General features: G+C 43.5%; 27 protein-coding genes. 16 read left to right on the top strand and 11 right to left on the bottom strand.

Features of this window, described 5'->3' with window-relative positions:
* Positions 1-265: 265 nt before the first annotated feature.
* The gene (locus FTV08_RS14975) at positions 266-1186 is read right to left on the bottom strand and encodes a Dyp-type peroxidase (protein WP_180087600.1); all 921 of its coding nucleotides are present in this window, start codon (positions 1184-1186) and stop codon (positions 266-268) included.
* A gap of 160 nt (positions 1187-1346) precedes the next feature.
* On the opposite strand from FTV08_RS14975, the gene FTV08_RS14970 reads away from it, so the two are divergent.
* Entirely contained in the window at positions 1347-1967 is a 621-nt protein-coding gene (locus FTV08_RS14970) for a LysE family transporter (protein WP_004280977.1), read from the top strand.
* 74 nt (positions 1968-2041) lie between these two features.
* Here FTV08_RS14970 and znuB read toward each other — a convergent pair whose 3' ends face one another.
* The 3 genes from znuB to FTV08_RS14955 are packed head-to-tail and all read right to left on the bottom strand — an operon-like array spanning position 2042 to position 4107.
* Positions 2042-2842: a zinc ABC transporter permease subunit ZnuB gene (znuB, locus tag FTV08_RS14965; protein ID WP_180087599.1), complete on the bottom strand. Its 801-nt coding sequence runs from the start codon at positions 2840-2842 to the stop codon at positions 2042-2044.
* 3 nt (positions 2843-2845) lie between these two features.
* Entirely contained in the window at positions 2846-3628 is a 783-nt protein-coding gene (znuC, locus tag FTV08_RS14960; protein ID WP_005105130.1) for a zinc ABC transporter ATP-binding protein ZnuC, read from the bottom strand.
* Positions 3610-4107, bottom strand: a complete 498-nt coding sequence (locus tag FTV08_RS14955; protein ID WP_004280980.1) for a transcriptional repressor — start codon at positions 4105-4107, stop codon at positions 3610-3612. The genes znuC and FTV08_RS14955 overlap by 19 nt, the downstream gene beginning before the upstream one ends.
* Before the next feature lie 146 nt (positions 4108-4253).
* Between FTV08_RS14955 and FTV08_RS14950 the strand changes: the two genes are divergently transcribed.
* The 10 genes from FTV08_RS14950 (at position 4254) to FTV08_RS14905 (ending at position 12450) form a co-directional block, all read left to right on the top strand.
* On the top strand, positions 4254-5090 hold the full coding sequence (locus tag FTV08_RS14950; RefSeq protein WP_121980228.1) for a metal ABC transporter solute-binding protein, Zn/Mn family: 837 nt from the start codon (positions 4254-4256) through the stop codon (positions 5088-5090).
* 174 nt (positions 5091-5264) lie between these two features.
* Positions 5265-5657 (top strand): ATP synthase subunit I, encoded by a 393-nt coding sequence (locus FTV08_RS14945; protein WP_004280982.1) that lies wholly within the window; start codon positions 5265-5267, stop codon positions 5655-5657.
* Positions 5658-5767: 110 nt separating this feature from the next.
* Positions 5768-6643, top strand: a complete 876-nt coding sequence (gene atpB, locus FTV08_RS14940; RefSeq protein ID WP_004644859.1) for a F0F1 ATP synthase subunit A — start codon at positions 5768-5770, stop codon at positions 6641-6643.
* 85 nt (positions 6644-6728) lie between these two features.
* Positions 6729-6974 (top strand): F0F1 ATP synthase subunit C, encoded by a 246-nt coding sequence (atpE, locus tag FTV08_RS14935; protein WP_000424060.1) that lies wholly within the window; start codon positions 6729-6731, stop codon positions 6972-6974.
* Positions 6975-7013: 39 nt separating this feature from the next.
* Positions 7014-7484, top strand: coding sequence for a F0F1 ATP synthase subunit B (locus FTV08_RS14930; protein WP_004280990.1), 471 nt, complete (start codon positions 7014-7016; stop codon positions 7482-7484).
* 12 nt (positions 7485-7496) lie between these two features.
* Positions 7497-8033: a F0F1 ATP synthase subunit delta gene (locus FTV08_RS14925; protein WP_004644860.1), complete on the top strand. Its 537-nt coding sequence runs from the start codon at positions 7497-7499 to the stop codon at positions 8031-8033.
* Between the two features lie 45 nt (positions 8034-8078).
* Positions 8079-9623, top strand: a complete 1545-nt coding sequence (gene atpA, locus FTV08_RS14920; protein ID WP_004644861.1) for a F0F1 ATP synthase subunit alpha — start codon at positions 8079-8081, stop codon at positions 9621-9623.
* A gap of 89 nt (positions 9624-9712) precedes the next feature.
* On the top strand, positions 9713-10582 hold the full coding sequence (gene atpG / locus FTV08_RS14915; protein ID WP_004644862.1) for a F0F1 ATP synthase subunit gamma: 870 nt from the start codon (positions 9713-9715) through the stop codon (positions 10580-10582).
* Positions 10583-10608: 26 nt separating this feature from the next.
* Positions 10609-12003 carry a F0F1 ATP synthase subunit beta gene (atpD, locus tag FTV08_RS14910; protein WP_004644863.1) on the top strand — a complete coding sequence of 465 codons (1395 nt, stop codon included), beginning with the start codon at positions 10609-10611 and terminating at the stop codon, positions 12001-12003.
* 27 nt (positions 12004-12030) lie between these two features.
* Positions 12031-12450: a F0F1 ATP synthase subunit epsilon gene (locus tag FTV08_RS14905; RefSeq protein WP_180087598.1), complete on the top strand. Its 420-nt coding sequence runs from the start codon at positions 12031-12033 to the stop codon at positions 12448-12450.
* Positions 12451-12501: 51 nt separating this feature from the next.
* Here FTV08_RS14905 and FTV08_RS14900 read toward each other — a convergent pair whose 3' ends face one another.
* Complete coding sequence (locus tag FTV08_RS14900; protein WP_180087597.1) at positions 12502-13140, bottom strand: hypothetical protein; 639 nt, start codon at positions 13138-13140, stop codon at positions 12502-12504.
* Positions 13141-13503: 363 nt separating this feature from the next.
* On the opposite strand from FTV08_RS14900, the gene FTV08_RS14895 reads away from it, so the two are divergent.
* Positions 13504-14880 carry an NAD-dependent succinate-semialdehyde dehydrogenase gene (locus tag FTV08_RS14895; RefSeq protein ID WP_180087596.1) on the top strand — a complete coding sequence of 459 codons (1377 nt, stop codon included), beginning with the start codon at positions 13504-13506 and terminating at the stop codon, positions 14878-14880.
* A 29-nt stretch (positions 14881-14909) separates the two neighbouring features.
* Here the strand turns inward: FTV08_RS14895 and FTV08_RS14890 are convergent, their stop codons facing one another.
* From FTV08_RS14890 to FTV08_RS14880, 3 genes are all read right to left on the bottom strand, one after another.
* Complete coding sequence (locus tag FTV08_RS14890) at positions 14910-15926, bottom strand: pirin family protein (RefSeq protein WP_044112397.1); 1017 nt, start codon at positions 15924-15926, stop codon at positions 14910-14912.
* Between the two features lie 141 nt (positions 15927-16067).
* A complete protein-coding gene (locus FTV08_RS14885; RefSeq protein WP_004732599.1) occupies positions 16068-16667 on the bottom strand; it encodes a hypothetical protein in 600 nt (199 codons plus the stop codon).
* 323 nt (positions 16668-16990) lie between these two features.
* On the bottom strand, positions 16991-17536 hold the full coding sequence (locus FTV08_RS14880) for a glutathione peroxidase (RefSeq protein ID WP_044112399.1): 546 nt from the start codon (positions 17534-17536) through the stop codon (positions 16991-16993).
* 190 nt (positions 17537-17726) lie between these two features.
* Here FTV08_RS14880 and FTV08_RS14875 point away from each other — a divergent pair, with 190 nt between their 5' ends.
* A complete protein-coding gene (locus FTV08_RS14875) occupies positions 17727-18623 on the top strand; it encodes a DMT family transporter (RefSeq protein ID WP_004732595.1) in 897 nt (298 codons plus the stop codon).
* 445 nt (positions 18624-19068) lie between these two features.
* Here the strand turns inward: FTV08_RS14875 and FTV08_RS14870 are convergent, their stop codons facing one another.
* Genes FTV08_RS14870 through FTV08_RS14860 form a run of 3 tightly spaced genes read right to left on the bottom strand, consistent with a single transcriptional unit; the run spans position 19069 to position 22029 of the window.
* Positions 19069-19638, bottom strand: a complete 570-nt coding sequence (locus tag FTV08_RS14870; RefSeq protein ID WP_044112401.1) for an L-threonylcarbamoyladenylate synthase — start codon at positions 19636-19638, stop codon at positions 19069-19071.
* A 41-nt stretch (positions 19639-19679) separates the two neighbouring features.
* On the bottom strand, positions 19680-20819 hold the full coding sequence (dprA, locus tag FTV08_RS14865) for a DNA-processing protein DprA (RefSeq protein WP_044112403.1): 1140 nt from the start codon (positions 20817-20819) through the stop codon (positions 19680-19682).
* A gap of 55 nt (positions 20820-20874) precedes the next feature.
* Positions 20875-22029: a LysM peptidoglycan-binding domain-containing protein gene (locus tag FTV08_RS14860; RefSeq protein WP_044112405.1), complete on the bottom strand. Its 1155-nt coding sequence runs from the start codon at positions 22027-22029 to the stop codon at positions 20875-20877.
* Between the two features lie 120 nt (positions 22030-22149).
* On the opposite strand from FTV08_RS14860, the gene def reads away from it, so the two are divergent.
* The 3 genes from def to FTV08_RS14845 all read left to right on the top strand — a co-directional run bounded on the left by def (position 22150) and on the right by FTV08_RS14845 (position 25343).
* Positions 22150-22680, top strand: coding sequence for a peptide deformylase (def, locus tag FTV08_RS14855; protein WP_044112406.1), 531 nt, complete (start codon positions 22150-22152; stop codon positions 22678-22680).
* 92 nt (positions 22681-22772) lie between these two features.
* Positions 22773-23183 carry a DUF2946 family protein gene (locus FTV08_RS14850; protein WP_004644876.1) on the top strand — a complete coding sequence of 137 codons (411 nt, stop codon included), beginning with the start codon at positions 22773-22775 and terminating at the stop codon, positions 23181-23183.
* 72 nt (positions 23184-23255) lie between these two features.
* A complete protein-coding gene (locus FTV08_RS14845) occupies positions 23256-25343 on the top strand; it encodes a TonB-dependent copper receptor (protein WP_180087595.1) in 2088 nt (695 codons plus the stop codon).
* The last annotated feature ends 709 nt before the right edge of the window (positions 25344-26052 follow it).

The raw sequence follows: 26052 nt of genomic DNA, 5'->3' as shown, positions 1-26052 counted from the left end.
GAAGTTCATGCGCGTGTGGCAGTTCTGAATAGATTTACGGAATTAGGTAGACCTCACACCCAAGTTGTCACTTAAATTTGAATGGATTGGGGAAAACTCAGCTTTTGAATGTTTATGCAACAAAGCCTATTGAAGTTAGAAGAATTGGAAATTTTTATTCTATAGATAAAAAATTTAATTTAAGTTATAGCGATTCTTCAGGAAGTAAGAAAAATATTAAATTAGAATTATAGAAAAAAGACGGCTCTCGCCGGCTTTTTTACTTTTACCCTTCCAAAACCTCTCCCAGCAGCTCCTCACTTGGCGCAAAGTAATAGGCACCATCTAGAGGTGTTACGAAATGAAGCAGACGATCATGAATTCCATCGCCAAAGGTACCAAACATACGTTCTAACATAGCATCGATAATCGTAAGGTCTTTGGTGTAGGCAATAAAGAATAGACCCTGGTCACCACGTCCATCACCATAAGGCAGAGAATGACGTAGGATTTCCATTTCTTCGCCTTCTTCATCTTCCACTACAGTACGTGACACGTGCGCATTTTCAGGTTTGACCTCATCATCCAGCTCAATCGATTCAAGCTTGGTACGACCCATAACCTGTTCCTGAGTATCAACTTTTAGCTTTTTCCATTTTTCCAGGTTATGCGCGTAACGTTGGGCAAAAATAAATGAACCATCTTGGAAAATACCTGAATCTTCACCTAATAATGCGACTTCAGCACGATCATCCGGGAATTGCGGATTTTCAGTTCCATCAATAAAGCCAGTTATGTCACGACCATCAAAATAGCGGAAGCAAACCCGCTCATCCAGCACCTGAACCTGATCCTGAATGCCTTCAAAAAAAGCCTGACTGAGCGCAAAACAGATATCAGCACGGGCACTGGCAATATGAATGATCATATCTGCCGGAACCACTGGCATTTCAAATGAACCATGAATGGGCTCAAGCTGTTTAAAGCCTGCAGGAGCTTGATCATAAAGTTTTGCCCACAGTTCAGGACCAAAAGCCACTGCCGTTTTAATTTGTGCTTGAGGATGTTGCGTAATAAGACGATCACGCGAAGTAAAAAGATGTTCGAGTTGTTCTTTTAATTGTTCAATACTCAAATCTTTAAGACGTAAAACAATAAAACGGGCATGATCTGAAGGAAGTGGCAAGATTACCGATTGGGCTGTCATTCATGGCTCCTGTAAGGATAGATCCTGTTTTTAATGTACATATTGTGCCTGAAGCTAGACAGAGTGAATAGTGCAATGCCTTATATTTAAGCAGGTTTTTAGCCTGATTTTATTAGAAAATTCATATAATATTGGGCAAGTTTTGCTGAGTTAAATATCCATGTCCTATCAAATGTGGTTTGCCTATATGCTGGCCTGCTGGGTGATTAGTGTCTCTCCGGGCGCAGGAGCGATTGCTTCCATGTCGAGTGGACTGAATTATGGTTTTCGGCATGGTTACTGGAATGCGCTGGGTCTGCAACTGGCGTTACTGGTGCAGATTGCAGTGGTTGCGGCAGGTGTGGGAGTTTTGTTTGCGACAACCCCATGGGCATTTTTAGTAGTGAAATGGTTTGGTGTCGGCTATTTATTGTATTTGGCTATTTTGCAATGGAAAGCACCTGTACAATCTATCGAAATTAAACATGAATTGGCGCGAAAATCGAGAGGGAAACTGGTACTGCATGGTTTCTTGGTTAATATCACTAATCCTAAAGCCATCGTATTTTTACTGGCCGTCTTGCCGCAATTTCTGGATTTGTCTAAGCCACAATGGATTCAGTATTTGATTATGGCTGCGACAATGGTGACGATTGATCTGATTGTGATGGCGGGTTATACCGGATTGGCTGCTAAAGTTTTAAGGCTACTTAGATCGCCGAAACAACAAAAAGTCATGAACCGGACTTTTGCCGGGTTATTTGCCGGCGCTGCATTTTTATTGAGTTTGGTGCATCAATAAAGAGTCTTTGCTCTCTCCTTAAAGGAGAGAGGCGGAATAGATCATTAGAAAATCATCATGATTTAACAGAAAGATTAATTCAGCTTTTTAAACTTCTGCACACAGAAGATCAGTGCAAATAGCACCGCCATGGTCAGTACAATGGTTAAACCAGTCGAAGTATTGAGACCGGCACTCGACCATAGGCCCACGGTCACCCCAATTTGCGCAATCACGAATGCCCAGATCACCATTTGTTTGGGTGAGTGTGCAAGGAGCCGTGCAGTCAAGGCAGGAATCACCAGTAATGCCCCCATCAAGAGTGAACCGACTGCTTTCAGCGCAAGCACGGTAAACAATGCCAATAACAACATAAAGATCAGGCGTTGCCATTTGGCATTTACACCTTCACTGACCGCCATGTCCGGATCAATTGCGATTTGAATCTGCGCTTGCCAGCTTTTATAGAGAACGGCTAAGGCCAGAATAATCACGATAGCAAAGGTGGGTAAGTCCGCCCAGGAAATCGTCAGTAGATCACCAAATAGATAGCTGAGAAGTTCCGGTCTTAAACTCGGTAAATGCTGAATGAACAATAGACCTGAGCAAAGCAGTGTTGCTGAACACAGCGCCAGCAAGGCATCATTCGGCAGGCGCGGATCATGCAGTATCCACAAAATCCCTACCAATAATAAGGCAATAAAAGTGACTCCTATCCACAGCGGTAAACTTAAAGCCCCAGCAATGGCAACACCGAGTAAAGTACCGTGTGCCATAGTGTCAGCAAAAAATGACATACGTCGCCAGAGCATGAGACAGCCCAATGGGGCAGTCAGAAATACCAATAGCGTACCCATGATCCATGCAGGTAAAAGGAGTTGTAACCAATCCATCATGGTTTAAGCTTCCGGCTCGGGGTGAATATGAGGACGTGAGTCATGCTGACAGGGGGTGGCAGAATCACCATGTGCGCAATGATCATGATGATGTTGATAGAATACGCGATTGGTGCCAAAAATCGCCTGATATTCAGGATGTTGCTGCACGCTTTCCGGCAGCCCGCTACAACAGATATGCTTGTTTAAGCAGACCACACGAGTCGTACCTTGCATCACCCATTGTAGGTCATGTGAAACCATCAGTACGGCACAGCCATATTTTTCCGGCAAGTTACGCACATATTCATACAGTTCAGCTTCGGACTGGATGTCTAGACCCTGCATCGGTTCATCGAGAACTAAAATGTCCGGCTGACGTAATAAGGCACGAGCCAATAGCACCCGCTGACGTTCGCCACCAGACAACTGCTGAACTTTAGAATCTTGCAGTTTACTAATACCGGTATCCCGGATAATTTCAGTTTTAATCTGGGACGGGCACTTTTCTAGTGCTAATAAATCTTTTACCCGTAGCGGTAAGCTATGTGAGGGATTGAATTTTTGCGGCACATAGGAAAATTTGAGTTTGCGCGCAGTTTTGATTTCACCCGATTGTGGTTTCAGTATGCCCAGCATGACTTTAATCAAGGTCGATTTACCAGCACCATTGGGACCAATCAGTGTGACAATTTCTTTCTCTTGTAACGAGAAATCAATGGCTTTTAAGATATCGCGCTCATCGATTTTGACCCAGATCTTGGAAAGCTGAATCAAGGGAGAGGCACTTAAGCTTTGTTGCGGCACTGCTGACAAATTCCTGAAATTTCGATAATGCTGTGATGTGCCGTGAAGTCGTCCGAGCTGGCCAGTGCATCGAGTTGATCGAGCAGGCCCTGAGCCGACGCTTCTTTGACGGCTTTACATTCGGTACAGATTAAAAAAGCGGCCTGATGACCTTCACGCGGATGGCAACAGGGAATATAGGCATTGATCGAGGTCAGACGATGAATCAGCCCTTTGCTTAATAAAAAATCCAGAGTGCGATACACCGTGGGTGGTGCTGCAGGACGATCACTGGCATTTTTCATTTGTGCCAGCAGATCATAGGCGCCCATCGGGCCATGCGCATTCAGAATGAGTTCCAGCACTTCTTTACGTAAAGGTGTAAGGCGTGCGCCGCTTGCTGCACAAAGACTTTCCGCTTCAGCAAGACGTTGTGCGACATTGGGATGGTCGTGCACGCCGTGCAATGCGTTGTGGTGTTCGTGCGAACAGGAACCCATAGTTCACCTCAAGTGCGAAACTGAAAATTAATAGATTTCAAATCTTAACATGAAGCGTTCTGAGTTTCGATTAGGCATAGGTATTTTTGTATTTTTGTTATATTATAACACTTCCTGATTTTATCGTTTTTAAGTGATTTCTACTCATGTTCCGTCTCCTTGCAATCAGTCTGCTGGCATTGTTCAGTACACTCAGTTGGTCACAAAGTCTGGTGGTGTCTACGCAGCCGATCTATCTGATTGCCAAGAAAATTACCCAAGGTGTGGAACAGCCGACTTTATTGCTGGCCAACCAAAGTGGACATGATGTGAGTCTGACTCCGGCGCATCGAAAAACTATTCAGAATGCAGGTCTGGTGATCTGGCTGGGTCAGGCGCATGAAGCACCCTTGGCCAAAGTGCTGAATGAAAGTAATAAAGGCATTGCACTGTTAGACTCGGGGATATTGACCACCTTGCCGATGCGTAATCCGCGTGGCGAGGCCTTAAAAAATACGGTAGACACGCATGTCTGGCTCGATCCGAATAATGCAGTGCGGATTGGTTTCTTTATTGCGGCGCTACGTTCGCAGCAATTGCCGGAGCATCGTGAACGCTACTGGAAAAATGCCCGTGACTTTGCACAAAACATGTTTGCTACGGCTCAGCGTTATAGTTCAAGTAACAAAGCCAAACCTTATTGGTCTTATCACGATGCCTACCAGTATCTTGAGCGCCCACTCAATTTAAAATTCATGGGGGCATTGACCGATGATCCACATGTTTCACCAACCGTGGCGCAAATCAAGTTTTTACAGGATCATCGTCCACAGCGCAAAATGTGTCTGCTGGCCGAAGGTCATGCCAGTGAGAACCAGTACCGCAAACTCAATCCGGTACTGTTCCAGCATGTCGATGAAAGCATGAGCGGGGCAGGGGACTTTGTGCAGGCTTGGCAGCAATTGGCCACAGAAACCCAGAAATGTGTACTAAATGCACGCTAATGATTTAAAAAATAGACAGATTTTGATTAGTTTAACAGCAGTGGTCCGATTTAAAAAAACACGACTAAGGTCGGGAAAAGATTGCATGTTCAGGGGTGTAACTCTATAATGCCTGCGATTAAAAATAATCACCTGTTAAACTTGTCAAGCATGATTGCTGTGAGTGAATAAATAATGAGCCGAACTAGTCGCTTGATTGACCGACGATTAGCGAAAGCTTTGGTCCTCCTGCAAGCCTGTATGATCCCTGTTTCAGCCTTGATCGGCTGGGTCGTGAAAGACTCAACCGCAGCCTTGAGTGCAGCATTAGGTGCACTGGTATGTTGGCTCGCGACTTGTTATTTTTCGTGGCAATCGTTTCGAGCAGCAGGAGCCCGCGCGTCTAAACAAGTTCTTTCGAACATGTATAAAGGCTTGATGGGAAAGTTTGCCATTGTGATTGTTGGTTTCATTTTAATTTTAAGCAATGTTAAACCGTTGTCAGCGGTGGCGTTGTTTTGTGGTTTTATACTTGTTCAAGCCATGTCGTGGGTCGCTCCGTTTTGGGCGTCACGTCTACAAAAATGAGTATAAGCACAACAAGAAATTGAAAAGTTTTTCAGGAGCAGGCGAGATATCAAGCAGCACGCGATATTCGTTTGTTCTATTAGTTTTTTGACATTGACCAGGTGTGATTTATGGCTGCTGAAGAACATGCCCTTACTTCGACCGAGTATATCAAGCATCACTTGACCAACATGACCTATGGCAAAATGCCGGACGGTACGTGGAAATTGGCCGAGAGCGGTGCTGAAGCTCAACAGATGGGGTTCACTGCTATTCACTTGGATTCAATGGGTTGGTCTATCGGACTGGGTCTGATTTTCTGTTTGTTGTTCTGGTTGGTTGCGAAAGCGGCTAATGCTGGTGTTCCTACCAAGTTCCAGTCTGCAATTGAAATGATTATCGAGTTTGTAGATTCAAGTGTACGTGATACCTTCCACGGGAAGTCTCGATTAATTGCACCCTTAGCATTAACCATTTTCGTGTGGATTTTCCTCATGAACTTGATGGATTTGATCCCTGTTGACTTTATTCCTTATGTAGCTCAACACGCGATTGCTTCTATGCTGGGTGTAGACCCTCATCAGGTTTACTTTAAAATTGTTCCGACTACAGATCCAAACATTACCCTCGGTATGTCTATTTCTGTATTCTTCTTAATTATTTTCTATAGTATTCGTGAGAAAGGTGTTGGCGGCTTCGTTGGTGAGTTAGCACTGAACCCATTTAACCCAAGTAATCCAGTTGCTAAAGTGCTTTTAATTCCATTTAACTTATTGTTGGAATTGACTACTTTCTTGGCGCGACCAGTTTCATTGGCTCTACGACTGTTCGGTAACATGTATGCGGGTGAGTTAATCTTCATTCTTATCGCGTTATTACCGTTCTGGATCCAGTGGGCGTTGTCTGTGCCTTGGGCGATTTTCCACATTTTGATTATTACGCTACAAGCATTCATTTTCATGATGTTGACTATCGTGTACATGAGTATGGCAAGCGAAAAGCATTAATGGTATTGCCTAACTGTCAACGGATGGTTGGGTACACAATTTTTTAACTTAATTTGGTATAAAACCTAACCTCTGAGGAATTATCATGGAACTCACTTTAGGTCTAGTTGCAATTGCATCTGCTATCTTGATCGCTTTCGGTGCTTTAGGTACTGCGATTGGTTTTGGTCTTCTAGGCGGCCGTTTCCTTGAAGCTGTAGCTCGTCAACCAGAATTGGCTCCACAACTTCAAACTCGTATGTTCTTAATCGCGGGTCTTCTTGATGCTGTGCCTATGATCGGTGTTGGTATTGGCTTGTTCTTCATCTTCGCTAATCCATTTGTAGGTTAATCAGCTTAATTCCGAAATTCACTATTTGAGGAATTTGCAATGAATATCAACCTCACATTGTTTGGCCAAGCGATTGCGTTTGCGATTTTCGTCGCATTCTGCATGAAGTTTGTATGGCCACCACTAATCAATGCGATTAGTGAACGTCAGCGTAAAATCGCTGATGGCTTAAATGCTGCTGAAAAAGCGAAGGCTGACCTTGCAGATGCGCAAGCACAAGTGAAAGCTGAGTTAGACGCGGCAAAAGCACAAGCGGCTCAATTGATCGAACAAGCGAACCGTCGTGGTGCACAATTGATCGAAGAAGCGCGTACCCAAGCTGCGGCTGAAGGTGAGCGTATTCGTCAACAGGCTAAAGAAGCTGTTGATACTGAAATCAATGCTGCTCGCGAAGAATTGCGTCAACAAGTGGCTGCTCTTGCAGTAACTGGTGCTGAGAAAATTCTTAGCCAGCAAGTTGATGCAGAAGCTCACAATGCCATGCTGACTCAGCTGGCTGCTAAACTTTAAGAGAGGCGGATTATGGCTGAACTCTTGACGTTGGCACGCCCATACGCTAAAGCAGCATTTGCTTACGCTTCTGAGCAAAGTGCAACTGACTCTTGGTCAACAGCACTTGAATTGCTCAGTGCTGCGGTGCAAGACGAAGCATTTTCAGCTTATCTAAATCGCCCTGAGCTTACACCTGCTGAGCAGGTGGCTCTTTTTGCGAAAGTTTTAGGTGAAGACCAAACTGCGGCAGTGTCTAACTTCCTGACATTGCTTGCAGAGAATAACCGTTTGGTTCTTCTTCCTGAGATTGCAGCAGAATATGAGCAGCTTAAATCACAGAATAACAATACTGTGGATGTTGTGATTGAATCAGCATTCCCATTGACTTCTGTACAGGAACAACTTCTTACTCACGCATTAGAGAAAAAATTCGAAGCGGCGGTAAATGTTTCTGTAGAAGTTAACCCAGCGCTGATTGCTGGTGTAGTTATTCGTGCAGGCGACCAAGTGATAGATGATTCTGCGCTTAACAAGCTTGAAAAAATGCGTACTCGTCTTCTTGCTTAATTGCATTTAGAAGACTGAACTTTAAAAAGATTGAGGTATAGCGCAATGCAACAACTGAATCCATCCGAGATCAGTGCGCTCATTAAACAGCGTATCGGCGATCTGGACACCAGCGCAACCGCTAAGAACGAAGGAACCATTGTTATGGTTTCCGACGGTATTGTGCGTATTCACGGCTTAGCTGACGCTATGTACGGTGAAATGATCGAATTCGACGGCGGCCTTTACGGTATGGCACTGAACCTAGAACAGGATTCAGTGGGCGTCGTTGTTTTAGGTAACTACTTAAGCCTTCAAGAAGGTCAAAAAGCGCGTTGCACAGGTCGTGTATTAGAAGTTCCGGTTGGTCCAGAACTTTTAGGCCGTGTAGTAGATGCTTTGGGTAACCCGATTGATGGTAAAGGTCCTATTGATGCAAAATTAACTGATGCTGTTGAAAAAGTAGCACCAGGCGTAATTTGGCGTCAATCAGTGGATCAACCTGTACAAACTGGTTATAAATCAGTAGATACAATGATCCCTGTAGGCCGTGGTCAACGTGAGTTGATCATTGGTGACCGTCAAACTGGTAAAACAGCAATGGCGATCGACGCGATCATCGCTCAGAAAAACTCTGGCATTAAATGTGTATACGTAGCAATCGGTCAAAAACAATCGACTATCGCTAACGTGGTACGCAAGCTAGAAGAAACTGGCGCTATGGCGTATACAACTGTTGTAGCAGCAGCTGCAGCTGATCCAGCAGCAATGCTGTATCTAGCTCCGTACTCTGGCTGTACAATGGGCGAATACTTCCGTGACCGCGGTGAAGATGCGTTAATCATTTATGATGACTTGTCTAAGCAAGCTGTTGCTTACCGTCAAATTTCATTGCTTTTACGCCGTCCACCAGGTCGTGAAGCGTATCCAGGTGACGTGTTCTATCTACACTCGCGTCTACTTGAACGTGCTTCTCGTGTATCTGCTGACTACGTTGAGAAATTCACTAACGGTGAAGTTAAAGGCCAAACTGGTTCATTAACTGCATTGCCGATTATTGAAACTCAAGCGGGTGACGTATCTGCATTCGTACCAACCAACGTAATTTCGATTACTGATGGTCAGATCTTCCTTGAAACATCATTATTCAACGCAGGTATTCGTCCTGCTGTGAACGCGGGTATCTCTGTATCTCGTGTTGGTGGTTCAGCGCAAACTAAGATCATCAAGAAATTGTCTGGTGGTATCCGTACTGCTTTGGCGCAATACCGTGAATTGGCAGCATTTGCTCAGTTCGCTTCTGATCTTGACGAAGCAACTCGTAAGCAACTTGAACATGGTCAACGTGTAACTGAGTTAATGAAGCAAAAACAATATGCTCCATACTCAATTGCTGACCAAGCTGTTTCAATTTATGCATCTAACGAAGGCTACATGGCTGACGTAGACGTTAAGAAAATCGTAGACTTTGATGCTGCGTTAATTTCTTACTTCCGTTCAGAACATGCTGCGTTAATGCAACAAATCGATGCCTCTGGTGATTACAACAAAGACATCGAAGCTGCAATCAAAGCAGGTATTGAAAGCTTTAAAGCGACTCAAACTTACTAATTTCAACCTCTGTTGAATTTAGTGTCGGTTTGGTTCACGGAATCAACCTTCGGAAGCTCGCAAGGGCTTTCGAATACTAGGTTAAGCGTATGGCAAATTTAAAAGAAATTCGCGCCAAAGTAGCTAGTATCAAGAGCACGCAGAAGATTACTCGAGCGATGCAAATGGTAGCAGCTTCTAAGATGCGTCGTGCGCAAGAGCGCATGGCTCAAGGCCGTCCGTATGCCGAAAATATGCACCGTGTAATTGCTCATTTGGTCCAAGCGAATCCTGAATACAAACACCGTTATATGGTTGAACGCCCGGTTAAGCGCGTTGGCTATATCATTGTGTCTTCAGATCGTGGCCTTGCTGGTGGTTTGAACATTAACCTGTTCAAGAAAGTGGTTAAACACGTTCAACAGCAACAAGAGCAGTCAATTGAAGTTCAATTTGCTTTAATTGGTCAAAAAGCGGTTTCGTTTTTTAAAAACTACGGCGGTAAAGTGCTTGGTGCGACGACGCAAGTCGGTGATGCCCCAAGTCTTGAGCAGTTATCTGGTTCTGTACAGGTGATGTTGGACGCTTATGATAAAGGCGAGTTAGATCGTATTTATCTAGTGTCAAACGGCTTTGTCAATGCCATGACTCAAAATCAAAAGATCGAACAACTTGTTCCTTTGGCTGCTGCTGAAGAAGACAAGAATCTGAACCGTCAATACGGTTGGGATTACATCTACGAGCCTGAAGCTGAAGAGCTTTTAAATGGCTTGTTGGTTCGCTATATCGAGTCTGTGGTGTATCAAGGTGTGATTGAAAACATCGCATGTGAGCAGTCTGCACGTATGGTCGCTATGAAAGCAGCGACAGACAACGCAGGCGAGATCATTAAGAGCCTGCAACTTATTTATAACAAGCTGCGTCAAGCCGCGATTACTCAGGAAATTTCTGAGATCGTTGGTGGTGCCGCTGCCGTTTAACATTATTTTGAATTGAGGAGACAGCAATGAATAGCGGTCGTATCATTCAGATCATCGGCGCGGTTATCGACGTCGAGTTTGAACGCAACAGCGTTCCTAAGATCTATGACGCTCTCCAAGTAGATGGTACTGAAACTACTTTAGAAGTTCAGCAACAGCTTGGTGATGGCGTAGTTCGTACTATTGCAATGGGTTCTACTGAAGGCCTTAAGCGTGGTTTGAACGTAACTAACACTAACGCGCCGATTTCTGTACCAGTAGGTACAGCGACTCTAGGCCGTATCATGGACGTTCTTGGTCGCCCGATCGACGAAGCTGGTCCTGTTGCGACTGAAGCGCGTTTACCAATTCACCGTCAAGCGCCTTCTTATGCAGAACAAGCGGCTTCTACTGACCTTTTAGAAACTGGTATTAAAGTCATTGACTTACTTTGCCCGTTTGCGAAAGGTGGTAAAGTTGGTCTGTTCGGTGGTGCCGGTGTTGGTAAAACTGTAAACATGATGGAGTTGATCAACAACATCGCGAAAGCTCACTCAGGTTTATCTGTGTTTGCTGGTGTTGGTGAGCGTACTCGTGAAGGTAACGACTTCTATCACGAAATGAAAGATTCTAACGTTCTAGACAAAGTAGCAATGGTCTACGGTCAGATGAACGAGCCACCAGGTAACCGTTTACGCGTAGCGTTGACTGGTTTGACTATGGCTGAATATTTCCGTGACGAGAAAGACGAAAACGGTAAAGGCCGTGACGTACTATTGTTCGTAGATAACATCTATCGTTATACACTAGCGGGTACTGAAGTATCAGCACTTCTAGGTCGTATGCCGTCTGCTGTAGGTTACCAGCCTACTCTTGCAGAAGAGATGGGTGTTCTTCAAGAACGTATTACTTCGACTAAGTCTGGTTCTATTACGTCAATCCAAGCGGTATACGTACCTGCCGATGACTTAACAGATCCATCGCCTGCTACAACGTTTGCTCACTTAGACGCAACTGTTGTATTGAGCCGTGACATCGCATCTTCTGGTATTTACCCAGCGATCGATCCACTAGACTCAACTTCACGCCAGTTAGATCCGTTAGTTGTTGGTCAAGAGCATTATGAAATTGCACGTTCTGTACAGAACGTATTGCAACGTTATAAAGAGCTTAAAGACATCATCGCGATTCTTGGTATGGACGAGCTTGCTGAAGAAGATAAACTGGTTGTTTACCGTGCGCGTAAAATCCAGCGTTTCTTCTCTCAACCGTTCCACGTAGCTGAAGTATTTACTGGTGCTCCTGGTAAATTAGTATCTCTTAAAGAAACGATTCGTGGCTTTAAAGGTCTTCTAGCTGGTGAATACGATCACATCCCAGAACAAGCGTTCTACATGGTTGGTGGTATTGACGAAGTTATTGCTAAAGCCGAGAAACTTTAATTAGCTACTCTAATTTAGGAGATTCTCATGGCGACTATGCAATGTGATGTTGTAAGTGTTCAGGAGTCTTTGTACTCAGGCACTATAACTATGCTAATTGCAAAAGGTGCTGGCGGTGAGTTGGGTATTATGCCTGGCCATGCTCCGTTGGTAACTTTGCTCCAACCTGGCGCGATCCGCGTTATTTTGGAAAACGGTACAGAAGAGTTGATCTATGTATCTGGTGGTGTTTTAGAAGTTCAACCGCATGTTGTTACGGTTCTTGCAGATACTGCAATCCGTGCCGACAACTTGGATGAAGCGGCAATTATTGAAGCGCGTAAACACGCTGAACAATTGCTTGCCAATCAAAAGAGCGATTTGGATTCTGCTGCTGCATTGGCTGCTCTTGCAGAAACTGCTGCACAGCTGGAAACGATCCGCAAAATCAAAAACCGCGCTCAATAAGAGACGGTTAGAGATTGAAGAAACCACCCGAAAGGGTGGTTTTTTTATGGTTCATAGGTTCTTATCATGTTTGTTTTTATATATGTGTTCATAAAAAAAGATTAAGTCTTTTTCTCTACCATAATTATTGCCAGAACCAAATGTAGCTACTACGTACAAAAAACCAAACTTTTCTAATTCAGATGCTGAAAAGTTACATTCATTATTCGTAAGGTAGTAATCCTTCTTGGATTTGTTCATTTCAAATGATAAGTAGGCTTTTTCTAACCCTTCTAATAAAAACGATGTAAATTGAGGAATAATATGAGTATATCTTAAAAAATTTTCACGATTTATTTCTTTCGCATCATATAAAAGAGCTAAACGAGCGAGCATTTTAGATTGATGGATTAAATAGACTTTATCTAAAGCATTGAGTAATTCACCACCTATTTCTAAGTTGTTTTGATTCTTGAAGATTTTTAGTAATGTTCCTGATGCTAACTTTTCACCTTCCTTTATAAATTCCAGGATATTTTTTAATTTTTGCTTTTCGTTATAGCTTCTGAAAACTTTATAAATCGCTAAACCTGAAGATGCTATTGGAAAAGCTTTTAAAATTTCTTGAAAAATAGTATCAGTCGTTTCTAAAACTGTATTATCAAAATAGTTTTCTGCTGTTTGAATGATATTAGATGGTATTTGACTCATTATGAATTTTCTTTTTTCTACTATATAGAATAATGTACTACACACCTGAAAATTTGAAATTTATATTTTTAGCATCACCTTAAAACAGCTGATTTAGATTATTTGTTTTAGCTTGGAATTTTTGCAAGTATCGATCTTGAGAGTGTTGGTTTTACATTTCCGATTCTTAAATAAATTTTAATTTGTACCACTCGATATAACTTTTACCCTTTCTCAGTAATGTTTTGAACCAATCTGTAAACCTGCACACGCCATAAAAAAATCAGTGATAAGTTAAATGATTCGAACAGATTTCGCTTGTTATAGCTTAATACGATAGAAGTTTAGAACAGGCAAAACTTATAATTGAAAAAAGGGAAAACCATGGCTTATCAATCTATTAATCCATTTACCAATCGAAAATTGAAAGACTACCCATCGCATAGCGATCAAGATATTCAACATGCACTCGATACTGCAGAAAAAATTCTAAAGTCAGAATGGTCACAGCAGGTCGATATCCGTATTGCAGTACTGCGTAAATTGGCTACCAACATGCGAGCGCAAAAAGCTGAACTGGCCAAGCTTATGACCCAGGATATGGGGAAACTGATTAAGCAAAGTGAAGGTGAAATCGAAACCTGCGCCAAAATTGCAGAATACTATGCCGATCATGCCAAAGAGTTTTTAGCGCCAGTGTCCTATGAAACGGAACTAGGAGAAGCTTGGGTCGAGCATCATCCACTGGGTATTATCATGGCGGTAGAACCGTGGAATTTCCCGTTTTATCAACTGATGCGGGTCTTTGCGCCGAACTGTGCGATTGGTAATCCGGTTCTGGCAAAACATGCCGGCATTGTGCCGCAATGTGCCGAAGCCTTTGAGCAACTGGTGTTGGATGCAGGCGCACCCAAAGGTGTCTGGACCAACCTGTTTATCAGCAGTGATCAGGTCGCTGAAGTAATTGCAGACAAGCGTGTGCGGGGTGTAGCACTGACAGGTTCAGAAGGTGCGGGCAGTGCAGTCGCTGAACAGGCCGGAAAACATCTTAAAAAATCAACGCTGGAACTGGGCGGTAATGATGTATTCATCGTACTCGATGATGCAGATCTGGAACGCGCGATCAAGTTAGGCTGTCAGGCGCGTGTCAATAATGCCGGGCAGGTATGTACGGCGGCGAAGCGATTTATCTTGCATGAAAAAATTGCCGAACAATTCAAGGCCGGCATGCTGAAAGCTTTTGAACAGTTAAAACTGGGTGATCCGCTCGATCCTGAAACCACTTTAGGACCGCTGTCTTCAAAAGATGCGCTGGAAAAACTCAGCGAGCAGGTCGAAAAGGCAGTAGCACAAGGCGCGACTGTGGTCACTGGCGGCAAAGCTGTAGAACATCAAGGCAATTTCTATGCACCAACCATTCTGGAAAATATCACGCGTGAAAATGAAGCCTGGTATGAAGAATTTTTTGGCCCAGTGGCACAAATCTATGTGGCGAAGGATGATGATGAAATTGTCGAAATTGCCAATGATTCCAATTATGGTCTGGGTGGTGTGATTCATGCTCAGGATATCGAGCGGGCGAAAAAGCTAGCGTCACGGGTAGAAACTGGCATGATCTGGATCAACTGGTTTACTGATACCACGCCTGAGTTACCATTTGGTGGAATCAAAAATTCCGGTTATGGACATGAACTGTCGATTGATGGTTTTAGAGAGTTTGTGCAGAAGAAACTAGTCGTTGTCAAAAGCCCGAAAGAATAATATGAGCTGATCCAATGTCAAAGAAGCCACTATTTAGTGGTTTCTTTGTCTAGTTGGTCTGGATATTCTTCACGTTTACCGCCTTCATAACTGGCGAAACGTGGATGTTCTGGTGGAAATGACGGTTCAGCGCTTGGCCAAGGCCAGCCACCAAACTGGGTTTCGCGATAACGGCGAAAAGCAGTATCCAGCTCTTGCGCACTATTCAAAACAAAAGGTCCATGCATGGCAACTGGTGCACCGATCGGCTCACCCTCCAGCCATAAAATATGTGATTCCAGCAGCCCACCTTTGAGCTGAATATCTGCATCCGGTTTGAGTTCAAGTAGATGCTTCGGCGCTATCTTCTGTCCTTCAAGTTCCAGGCTTCTACCTTGATAAAAATAACAAAAACGCGTTGCAGTAGCAGTAGTAGCAGGAATGATTAATTCTGCTTCTGGTTTTAAAGTGATTAAATAAATATTGAGTTGATTCTCGGGAATGGCTGCCCATGAATGTGGCGGCCGATCCAGTGCCTGAGTCTGTTTAAACTGTCCTGAAATGACCCGAATATCCGCTTTACGTCCGGCCGCATCGGCTGAAAATACATGTGGAATCTGTTCACGCCACAACATTTTATAATCGGCCGGCTGCTTTTTCTGTTCCGGTGAGGAATTCAGCCAGATTTGAAACAGCTCCAGAGGATTGTTCTGATCCTGATGGACTAAGGGAAACATCTCGCAATGCTGTACCCCATTGCCGGTAGTCAGCCATTGCACATCACCCGCGCCATAACGTCCCGAGTTTCCCAGCGAGTCAAAATGATCGACATACCCGCGCTCGACAATGGTAATGGTTTCAAAACCCGTATGCGGATGCTCCGGAAAGCCGGGAATACTCTCACCATAATACATGTCATATTCATGCTGCTGTGGCGGGGAAACTGGGCCTAATTCGGCATTGCCTTGCGGATAATGATCTTGATGGTGAACGGTAAAAATAAAAGGATCTTTCAGATCAAGCCGGGATGTGACTGGAACCACAGAATACAGCACTGAATTCGACATGATTGAACTCCTGATGATCTGATTAGATGAAAATTCCTGATCTAAATATAATTTTTATAATCAATAACAGTGTATAGCCTGCAAGACGATTGAGGAAGATGTGTTTCGATCAATCGCCTCAAAATGAGATTTTTAAGTATTTTAAGTGTTGTCCTGATCAGTATTGCTCTCTGATTCCTGATCTGGATTCTGGATCAGCAAGCCGGCCAGTTTGACCATTTCGGATTGCACATTAACCATCTGGGATTCAATCTTTTTCAAGTTCACTTGGCTGAAATCCACCTGACCATTTAAGAGGGGAGAAGCCAGAACTTGCTGATTAGCGGTCATAATGTTGTCACGAATCTGGTCAATTTCCTGACTTTTCAAGTTCAGGTTGCCCAACACCTGATTAAAACTGCTGAGTTGCTGTTGAAGCTGGGTCGCAGTGGACTGCAGTTGCTGGGTATCCTTGGCTTCGACCGCCGTTTGCAGTTCGGTCTGGGTCTGTTTTAACTGTTCCACATAACTGCCGGCCTTGAGCTGCAAGTCGGCGACATCACGAACCATATAAAACATATTGCCCGATTTAAGCTCGGTTTGCGCTGTTGAGCTCTGTTGCTGAGAGGCTGGTTCCAGATCTGAGGTCGTGGTATCTGCCTGTTCAGCCGGTGCTTCGACGGCCTGTTCACAGCCCATCAGTAAAATTCCCGAGCTAAATAATGCGAAAGGAAGGACAGCATTGGCAAGAATCTTGGACATGGAATCAGGGTCTCGATACAGGTGATGGAATTTGAGTAGTATTTAATATAAGGACAAACTATGGAGATAAAAAAGATTGTTGCAAACTCATAACAATTCTTCTGGGTTCCGAATGTTTCCTTATTTAAAAACAGGAAAAAGATTATTAAAAACTGGTAAAGAAGTACTTTGTTCTCACCAAATTGGCTTGTTCGGCCTGCAATCATTTTGAAGATATGTCCGGTTAATCTCAATTTAGCTAAATAGCGGTTTTAAAAAAATAAGTATCTATCAAGAAAATAGATACTTATTTCAAGCTTGAAGCTTATGAGAATAATCGAGAATTATTTTGCAAGTTCTGCGTTCACTGCATCGACAATCCGTGGATCATCCGCAGTAATATCGGGTGCAAAACGTGCCACTACTTCACCATTTTTATTGATCAGGAATTTTTCAAAGTTCCAGAGCACTTCTGGTGGCTGATTTGGGGTTAGACCATAATCGACCAGATCTTTCCACCAAGGGCCTTCACCGATACGTTCCGGTACAGCCTGCGTAAGGGTGGCATATAAAGGATGCTTGTCTTCGCCCGCAACAGAGATTTTAGCAAATAGCGGGAAGTCGACTTTATAATTCACTGAACAGAATTCCTGAATCTCGGCTTCGCTACCCGGTTCCTGTTCCAAAAAATTATTGGCAGGGAAGCCCAGAATTTCCAGACCTTCTGTTTTTTTGTCCTGATACAGTTTTTGTAAGCCTTCATATTGCGGCGTCAGGCCACATTTAGATGCGACGTTAACCACCAGCAAAACCTTACCCTGGTAGTGGTTTAAAGTGGTTTCTGTTCCTTCAATAGTTTTGACTGGAATGTCATATACAGAGCGAGTCATTAGATTTCCTGTTTATTGCGACTGAACGGTATTTGTTTTAACGGGTATTCGCTTTCAGTACAAGTAGAAACAGGTGAGCTCAGTTACTTAAAGCTGCAAATTGCCTCAATATTATGTGAAAAATCTATTATGCTAGGATCCGCGAATAGAAATAGCTTAATAACAAGATCAGCGATTCATGGATGAAAGTATGACACAGCAACAAAAGGCAGTCTGGTGGGCCATGGCCTTACCACTGGCCGCAGTTTTGATTTGGTCTTTGAATATGACCGTCACCCGCTATGTGGCAGATTACATTTCTCCCATCAGTATCAGTTTTTATCGCTGGGCCTTGGCCTTGCTGATTTTAACTCCATTCATGTTGCCCAAAGTCAAAGCGGCGTGGCCGCAGATTCGTCTGCATCTCGGACATTTTGCTATTTTGAGTGCGCTGGGAATGGTGCTGTATCAGGGACTGGCTTATAGCTCGGCACATTATACCACTGCGACCAATATGGGCCTCATCAATGCCTTTATTCCTATTTTCACCATTATCGTGGGTATTTTTGTTTTAAAGATTCGCCCGACACAAGCTGCAGTGCTGGGAAGTCTCTTGTCCTTTATTGGCTTGATGTATGTCATGGCACAAGGGCAGGGCTTACAGTTTTTAACTGTCGGTGAAAGTTATATTGGCGATCTGTTGATGTTGATCGCAGTATTTTTCTATGCTTGTTATGGCGTGTTTCTGAAGAAATGGCAGATTCAGATTCCACTCTTAGTGAGCCTGTATATCCAGATTTTTATGGCCTTTCTCTATCATATTCCTTTGGTATTGATTTTAGGTCTGGACAGCATCAATCACGCTAATGCAGCCAGCATTATCTATGCCGGAATTTTCCCATCCATTGCCGCACCCTTGTTCTGGATGATGGCTGTGCAGCAACTTGGTCCCAATCGCAGCAGTATTTTTATGAACCTGATGCCGGTTTTTACTGCAGTAGTCGCATATTTGTGGTTAGGTGAAGCCTGGACCATGTATCACAGTATTGGCGGTGGCATTATTTTACTCGGAATCCTTTGGGCTCAATATCCCGGAAGATCCGCTTAATCAGGAATTAAAAGAGCTGGTTAATAATTTTGTCTGATTAAACATTGAGCGGTTGATCAAAACTTTTTTAATTGAAATCCCCTTTTAAATGCTAATTTTTAAATGTTAAAACAAATAGAAAAATATCGTTTTATTTTAAAAAGAGAATAGAAAGAGCAAGATATTTTGAATATTGGTTAAAAATCGTTTGCTATTAATAGAAAATATGTATTATTTGATTGTTTTATTGTACTTGTCGTTGTGCTCAGTTTCTTTCATAATGCGCCCATCGAGAATGATCAATCAAGAAAATCCTTGTTTTATCAGACTCCCAGAGATTTTCTGAACCCTCTGGATGTGATTTATGCACATCCTTTTTTATGCTCAGCCATCCCTATATGGCTGAGCTTTTTTTTGTCTTAAAACTTTAGTCGGGCTTGAGTGTCCCGACTAAATCAGACAGGACTCAGTCACGAATAACTACACCAGTCACTGCATCAATGATCCGGCTTGGTTGCTGACTTAAACCGAGGTCACCATTTAGATAATTCAGGTTCTGGTCAAAATAGCGGATCGCATCCTGAAGTGAGCGGGCAGGTTCCATGCCGGCAGGGTTGGCACTGGTCGAAACGATAAAACCGCCAAAGGCCTGACACAATGCGACACAGAGCGGGTGAGTGGTCACGCGGACGGCTACTTTAGGATGATGACCTTTAATCCAGTCAGGAATATCTTTATTTGCAGGAAGCAGCCAGGTGGTCGCACGCTCAGCAGGCCTGTCATTGCTCCAGGATTCAATCACTTTTTCACGCATTTCTTCGCTTAAATCCTGCAGCAGGTGTTCTACCTGTGAAAGATGAGCTGCCAACAAAATTACACCTTTCTCAATCGGGCGCTGCTTCAATTCTAAAATTTGATGAAATGCCTGTTCATTATAGGGGTCGCAACCCAAGCCCCAAACAGCCTCTGTGGGATATGCCAAGACTTGTCCGTCTTTAAGCCATGCTGCTGCTTCGGCAACAGAGGTAGTGATCATGTGGATACCTTATATTAAACAACAAAGCGCTATTGTGAACCTTATTTCAGAATCCGACAACGTAGATACAGGCCGGCTTGCTGGGTGCAAAAACCGAGTAATTCCAGTTCCATCAGTTGACTGGTCAAGGCAGATACTTCTTGCTGCACCTGCGTTCCCAGCTGATCCAGAGTCTGTCCCACCCAGTCCAGCTGGTTATATAGACTAAGAAGATGTGGTGGGATCTGTTGTGATTCTGCTGCAGCGACTTCCAGTTTGGGAGTATTTTCCAAAGCCTGCCATTGCGTCGCCAGTGCCAGTTCTTCGATGACCTGCTGCGGGTGATCAATCAGAATTGCACCTTCACGAATCAGTTGGTGGCAGCCCTGATGATGCTCGCTGTAAATATGTCCCGGAATGGCAAACACAGTTTTACCTTGCTCAGCTGCCAGTTTAGCCGTAATCAGAGAACCACTTTTTAATGCAGCCTCTGCCACAATCACACCTAGACTTAAACCACTGACGATTCGGTTGCGCCGTGGGAAATGGTGTTGCAAAGGCAGCGTATCTGGTAGAAACTCACTGATGACTGCACCATCGTGCTCAATGATTTGCTGGCGTAGTGATTGATGTTGTGCTGGATAGGTTTGATCCAGTCCAGTCGCCATCACTGCAATTGTCCCTTGATGCTGTAACGCAGCCCGATGCGCTGCTTCATCAATACCGTATGCCAGACCGCTATTGATATAGAAACCCTGTTCACTCAAATAAAAAGCAAAGTCATAAGCTACTTGCCGGCCGTGTGGACTGGGTTTGCGGCTGCCCACAATGGCAATCTGTGCCTGAAGCAGGGTATCGGGTCTACCCTGACCAAAAATGATCGGTGGTTTATCTGCATAAGGATGCAACTGCTGAGGATAATGCGGATCGCTGTGCAGCAAAATAAAATCGCTATCCTGCTGGATCTGCTGCAGACAACGCTGAAATTTCTGCTGGGCTTCGGGAAGAGAAAATTCTTTTAAGCGCTGTACATGATTGGCATGAATACCGAGTGCCTGCCAGACAGGGGCTTGATCCGGCTGAAGGGCATGGGCCAGTTCGGCATAATGTTGACTGATTTTATAGAAACTCGAAAGGGAATGCTGAACCAGATACCATAACATAATTGTTTCCAGTTGCGCGCGCGATAACGGGTTCAGCATATTGAGACCTATAGGGTTGTCTTCTTATTATTGAGTTTTTTATTTAGACAAATATTTATTCATCTAAAAGAGGTGCTTGAATTCCTGCACCAACCTTGATTGGTAATTCACTTTCCAGCACATAGGCATAGCTCAACTGATCGAAGGTTTTAAATACCATGATCTGGCCAATACGCTCACCTGGCAATTGCACACGTTCTTTAGTTTTAGGATCAGTGACCACTTCACCTTTTTGATTCACACTAAAGACATGACCCGTCTGAACCCCATGTGCCGTACCACGGTCAATGGTGACCACACTATGACGTGCTGCAGTACCAATTGATCCCAATACACGCACAATCTGGCCACCGGCAGCAATATTTTCTGCATTGGTCGGATAGAACAGGGTCGGTAACATTGGATCGTATTCAGGCAAGACGCGATCACCACGACGGACTTCAGCATTGTAACTATCTGTCAGTTCAAGTGTGGTGACATCACCTTCGCCACGAACTGCAATACCGGATGCCACCTGTTGCAGCTCGAGTGCAGCCGTATATTTCTTGCCATTCGCATCGGTAAATACATACGGTTCAGCTTCGCGATACACGGCATAGCGTTGACCAACTTCCAGACCGTTACCACGTACATAGACTTTCTGGCCTTTGCCTGCCAGTACGCGCTGATCGGCAGTTCCAAGAATATATGGCGTACCTTGAACTGAATCAGGTGCCATCAGGGTGTAGCGTTCCAACCACTGCTTGATATGTTCTAGTGGAATTACTGGAATGGTATTGTTTAACGATTCAACCCGAATCTGAGGTTGCAAGGAGGTGCTACCCAGATAACGGCTGATAATGCCTTCACAACCATCACCTTCGTCTTTACCAATAATCGGACGGCCCTGGTAATCACACATCAGTAGGCGGTCACCCGGGAAAATCCAGTGTGGATTTTTGACGTGCTTGTTGCTGGCCCAGATTTCCGGCCAACGTACCGGATTTTTCAGGAAGCGTTTCGAGATATCCCAAAGTGTATCTCCTTTTTTCACCACATACACGTTCGGTGCACTGGCTTTTAATGCCGGTGGATTGACGTTACGTGCAGGTGCTGCCTCGGCGGAATGAATGGTCCCCATACTGACGCCTACACAAATAGCAAGTGCCAGCATCTGATTTTTAAACCCCAAGGCACTAAAAAATGGCATGCCCTTTAAAACCTTTTTCATTATCATAATTCCTAAAATTATGTGCGTAGTTGCGTTATAATAACGATCTTACACACATTTTTTTGATGAAGCATTCCCTTCATTTGGTTTTTTGATCAATGGCATAATTGAGGATGCAGTATGGCCTTATTACCTATTTTAAGTTTCCCGGATCCCCGTCTTCGTACCATTGCCCAACCTGTCGAAGAAGTAACTGATGAAATTCGTCAGCTCGCTGCAGATATGTTTGAAACCATGTATGAAGCACCAGGTATCGGACTTGCCGCGACTCAGGTGGATCGTCATATTCAGCTGATTGTTATGGATCTGTCTGAAGATAAAGATCAACCGATGGTGTTTATTAACCCCAAAATTACACCATTGACTGAAGAAACGCAGCCCTACGAAGAAGGCTGTCTATCAGTTCCTCAAATATACGATAAAGTTGACCGTCCGTCACGTGTAAAAATCGAGGCAATTAATCTGCAAGGTCAAGCATTTGAGCTTGATGCTGACGGACTTCTCGCTGTGTGTATCCAACATGAAATGGATCACTTAAATGGCAAATTATTTGTTGATTATTTATCACCATTAAAACGTCAACGTGCACGTGAAAAAGTGGAAAAACTGGTTCGCCAGCGTAATAAAGACAAGGTGGCAGTGAAACGCTAGGATCATTTTAAAGTTTATTTAAATGGTCTAACAAAGCCCAATTCTGATTGGGCTTTGTTATAATCAACATAAGCATGTTTTAGGAATAGCTTGTGTTTTTACGCGCGGGGCTGCTATTTGCATTTGCAGCTGTGTTTCTACAGATTGCTGTATTTTTACAGCCTTTGTTACCGAAGCAATATCAGGTTGCTCCGGTCTGTGAAACCATCACGCGTGCGCTTTTTATCGCGACAGATGCTCATGCGCAGCATAGCGCTGGCGAGCATAGTCACCTTATCCAATCTGATCATCTTCAACATGATCATCATGATGCCAATCATCAGTGTCAGTACTGTAAGGTTCATGCCAATTTAGTCTTACCGCCTGATCTGGACATCAAACAGGTTCTTGACCGGATTCATGTCCGTTTAATTGCCTATCAAAAAACCTTTAAGCATGTCTGGTTTGTCCTTCAGCAACTCTTCTTAATTCCTCAGGGGCGAGCGCCACCACTGCCTGCATAAATCTGCATTTTTCAGCTTGGGTTGGTATTGACTCAAGCCGTGCCTAATTTATGTATTTAGTGAGATAGAGAAATGGCTCAGCCTAAATTTTCTTTACAGCCACTTGCGGCTGCGATTTGTGTTGCTTGTTATTCTTCGATAGTGATGGCCAATGATGCCATGCCGGTTCAGACATTTGCCCCGATTGTGGTGACGTCAGCATCAGGTAATGATGCCAATGGGCTGATTGTCCGCGCTGATCCAAAACAGCCGATTCAACCGATTCCTGCCAGTGATGGTGCGGATTATTTGCAAAGTATTGTCGGCTTTAGTTCGGTCAATAGCGGTGCCGGCACCAATGGTGATGTGACGTTCCGCGGCATGTTTGGTTCACGAATTAAGATCCTAACTGATGGCACCGAAAACCTGGGCGCCTGTCCAAGTCGTATGGATTCGCCGACCTCCTATATTTCTCCGGAAAGCTATGACCGTATTTCGGTGATTAAAGGACCGCAAACGGTTCAGTATGCCAATACTGGCTCTGCGGCCACAGTGATTTTCGAACGTACACCGGAACAGTTTGATCAAGATCAAAACTATCGTGGTCAGGCCAGTGTCTTGATGGGCTCTTTCGGACGTCTTGATCATAATGTGGAAGTCGCAGCAGGCGATGAACAGAAATATGTCCGACTCAATACCAATCGTTCGGTATCGAATAGCTATCAAGATGGTGATGGAACTACTGTGCCGTCAGATTGGGAGCGCTGGAATGCGGATCTGGCTTTGGGATGGACTCCAGATGCAGATACTTGGGTAGAATTGACAGGTGGTAAGGCAGATGGTGAAGCTGTTTATGCTGGTCGTGATATGGATGGATCACAGTTTGCCCGTGAAAGTCTGGGTTTACGTGTTGAAAAGAAAAATCTGACTGATGTAATTCAGAAAGTTGAGGCACAGATCAACTATAACTATAACGACCACATCATGGATAATTTTAGCCTGCGTCCAGTGCCGATGAAGCATGATGAGCATACTCATAACATGCAGCCAGCACCCTCTGAAATGCAGGTTACGCGCCGTACTTTAAATACCCGTATGGCGATAACGAGTGAATGGGATCAAAACCAATTGATTGCCGGGATGGATTCTCAGCGCAATACGCATGCTGGAGGAATGAGATCCACAAGCATGAATATGCCGCTCACTCCAGATATGAAATTCCAGTCATATGGAGCTTTTGCTGAGCTAAGTCATGAACTAAGTGATAACAACAAATTGGTTGCTGGTGTGCGGGTCGATCAAGTGGAGATTGATGCCTTAAAAACTGGACAGAACCGTCAGGAAACCTTGCCAAGCGGCTTCATTCGTTTTGAAAATACCCATCCAGAACATGATGAAGGTAAAACCTATATCGGACTGGGGTATGTGGAGCGTGTGCCTGATTATTGGGAATTATTTAAGACCGATTATCATGGAATAACTGCAAATACATTTAAGCAACTGGGAACAGAAAAGACCTTACAACTCGATCTGGGTTATCAACATCATCATGGCGCGTTTAATTCTTGGGTATCAGCTTATGCCGGTGTGATTCAGGATTTTATTCTGATGACTTATCCTAAGTCTGCAAACTCTGGGCATGGTCATCCTATGGGTAATGATATGGGAGAAATGCAGCCAGCAAAAATGAATAGTGCGGATTCAAGAAATATCGATGTAACCATTGCCGGTGCAGAAGTTGGAATTGGTTATCAGTTTACTGATGCAATTCAGGCAGATATCAGTGCCATGTATGCTTGGGGCGAAAACACCACAGACAATACGCCGTTGCCACAAATTTCACCTTTAGAAGCCCGTGTTAACTTGCGCTATGTTCAAGACAAATATAATTTTGGATTATTGTGGCGTGTAGTAGATGGCCAAAGTCGTATTAGTGAACGAGAAGGTAATATCGTTGGTTATGACAATAAGCAGAGCGCAGGCTTTGGTACTTTGTCTTTAAACGGTAACTACCATATCATGGATGGCGTGGATGTATCAGTCGGTATTGATAACGTGCTTGATAAAACCTATACCGAGCATCTAAATAAAGCTGGTAGTGCTGGCTTTGGTTTTGCCGCAGAGGAGCAATTCAATAATATTGGCCGAAATTATTGGGCACGTGTCAGTATGAAATTCTAATTGTTGCTCAGTACTCCAAAAGCCATTGCTCAATAGCGATGGCTTTTTAATTTTTAGCGTTGCAATAAATTTTCCATATTTAAATTGGGCCTATGTATCTTGGAAGAAGACCGGATAAAACAAGTTTTGTATATATAAACGCCAGATTGATGAAGAATCAAACAAGAATGGGATGTGAATTGAACGATATAAGTCATGTAATAAATATTTTTATAATTTAAATTAAAATAAAACAATATCTTATTGTGTTTATGGATGGATTTTGTTGGATGTGCTCAATAAAATTCAAAAATAATAAAAATAAATTAACTATATATAACAGTATCTTATGTTTTTATTGGTTTGAAAAATAAACACACGATAAAAAATCTTTGCAAGAAGTGTTGCAAGCCTTCTGAAATACTGTAGAATGCACATCCATCGGCGGTGATGAAGATTAAAACTTCTGATAAAACAGTGACTTAGTTAACTTTGATTAAGTTCGGTTTTAGAAAGAAAGTTTAAAAATAGTTTTCATTGCTAGTTGACACTAAGAATATCTAGTGTAATATAGCCGACCTAGCTTGCTGGTGACGAATTAGCAAGAAGATCATTAAGAGATTATGAAGAACAACTTGTGTGGATTTTTACTGGTTGATTGATCGAAATTATTTTCATTGATTGATGGTAGAAATTACTCGAAGTTTATTTGAGAAATATTTGTCAGAAA

The sequence above is a fragment of the Acinetobacter sp. YH12226 genome, from assembly GCF_013417805.1.
In the GTDB taxonomy this organism is placed as follows: Bacteria; Pseudomonadota; Gammaproteobacteria; order Pseudomonadales; family Moraxellaceae; genus Acinetobacter.
The sequence above is the reverse complement of the archived record's forward strand: the minus strand, read 5'-3'. Positions and strand labels throughout refer to the sequence as shown.

Coding starts and splice junctions, on each gene's coding strand:
- def (WP_044112406.1), top strand. CDS start 22,150: ATGGCCTTATTACCTATTTTAAGTTTCCCGGATCCCCGTCTTCGTACC.
- atpB (WP_004644859.1), top strand. CDS start 5,768: ATGGCTGCTGAAGAACATGCCCTTACTTCGACCGAGTATATCAAGCAT.
- FTV08_RS14895 (WP_180087596.1), top strand. CDS start 13,504: ATGGCTTATCAATCTATTAATCCATTTACCAATCGAAAATTGAAAGAC.
- FTV08_RS14955 (WP_004280980.1), bottom strand. CDS start 4,107: ATGGGTTCCTGTTCGCACGAACACCACAACGCATTGCACGGCGTGCAC.
- FTV08_RS14945 (WP_004280982.1), top strand. CDS start 5,265: ATGAGCCGAACTAGTCGCTTGATTGACCGACGATTAGCGAAAGCTTTG.
- atpA (WP_004644861.1), top strand. CDS start 8,079: ATGCAACAACTGAATCCATCCGAGATCAGTGCGCTCATTAAACAGCGT.
- FTV08_RS14885 (WP_004732599.1), bottom strand. CDS start 16,667: ATGTCCAAGATTCTTGCCAATGCTGTCCTTCCTTTCGCATTATTTAGC.
- atpE (WP_000424060.1), top strand. CDS start 6,729: ATGGAACTCACTTTAGGTCTAGTTGCAATTGCATCTGCTATCTTGATC.
- FTV08_RS14925 (WP_004644860.1), top strand. CDS start 7,497: ATGGCTGAACTCTTGACGTTGGCACGCCCATACGCTAAAGCAGCATTT.
- FTV08_RS14845 (WP_180087595.1), top strand. CDS start 23,256: ATGGCTCAGCCTAAATTTTCTTTACAGCCACTTGCGGCTGCGATTTGT.
- FTV08_RS14875 (WP_004732595.1), top strand. CDS start 17,727: ATGACACAGCAACAAAAGGCAGTCTGGTGGGCCATGGCCTTACCACTG.
- FTV08_RS14860 (WP_044112405.1), bottom strand. CDS start 22,029: ATGAAAAAGGTTTTAAAGGGCATGCCATTTTTTAGTGCCTTGGGGTTT.
- znuB (WP_180087599.1), bottom strand. CDS start 2,842: ATGATGGATTGGTTACAACTCCTTTTACCTGCATGGATCATGGGTACG.
- atpD (WP_004644863.1), top strand. CDS start 10,609: ATGAATAGCGGTCGTATCATTCAGATCATCGGCGCGGTTATCGACGTC.
- FTV08_RS14870 (WP_044112401.1), bottom strand. CDS start 19,638: ATGATCACTACCTCTGTTGCCGAAGCAGCAGCATGGCTTAAAGACGGA.
- FTV08_RS14890 (WP_044112397.1), bottom strand. CDS start 15,926: ATGTCGAATTCAGTGCTGTATTCTGTGGTTCCAGTCACATCCCGGCTT.
- FTV08_RS14975 (WP_180087600.1), bottom strand. CDS start 1,186: ATGACAGCCCAATCGGTAATCTTGCCACTTCCTTCAGATCATGCCCGT.
- FTV08_RS14880 (WP_044112399.1), bottom strand. CDS start 17,536: ATGACTCGCTCTGTATATGACATTCCAGTCAAAACTATTGAAGGAACA.
- FTV08_RS14900 (WP_180087597.1), bottom strand. CDS start 13,140: ATGAGTCAAATACCATCTAATATCATTCAAACAGCAGAAAACTATTTT.
- FTV08_RS14950 (WP_121980228.1), top strand. CDS start 4,254: ATGTTCCGTCTCCTTGCAATCAGTCTGCTGGCATTGTTCAGTACACTC.
- FTV08_RS14930 (WP_004280990.1), top strand. CDS start 7,014: ATGAATATCAACCTCACATTGTTTGGCCAAGCGATTGCGTTTGCGATT.
- atpG (WP_004644862.1), top strand. CDS start 9,713: ATGGCAAATTTAAAAGAAATTCGCGCCAAAGTAGCTAGTATCAAGAGC.
- FTV08_RS14905 (WP_180087598.1), top strand. CDS start 12,031: ATGGCGACTATGCAATGTGATGTTGTAAGTGTTCAGGAGTCTTTGTAC.
- FTV08_RS14970 (WP_004280977.1), top strand. CDS start 1,347: ATGTCCTATCAAATGTGGTTTGCCTATATGCTGGCCTGCTGGGTGATT.
- dprA (WP_044112403.1), bottom strand. CDS start 20,819: ATGCTGAACCCGTTATCGCGCGCGCAACTGGAAACAATTATGTTATGG.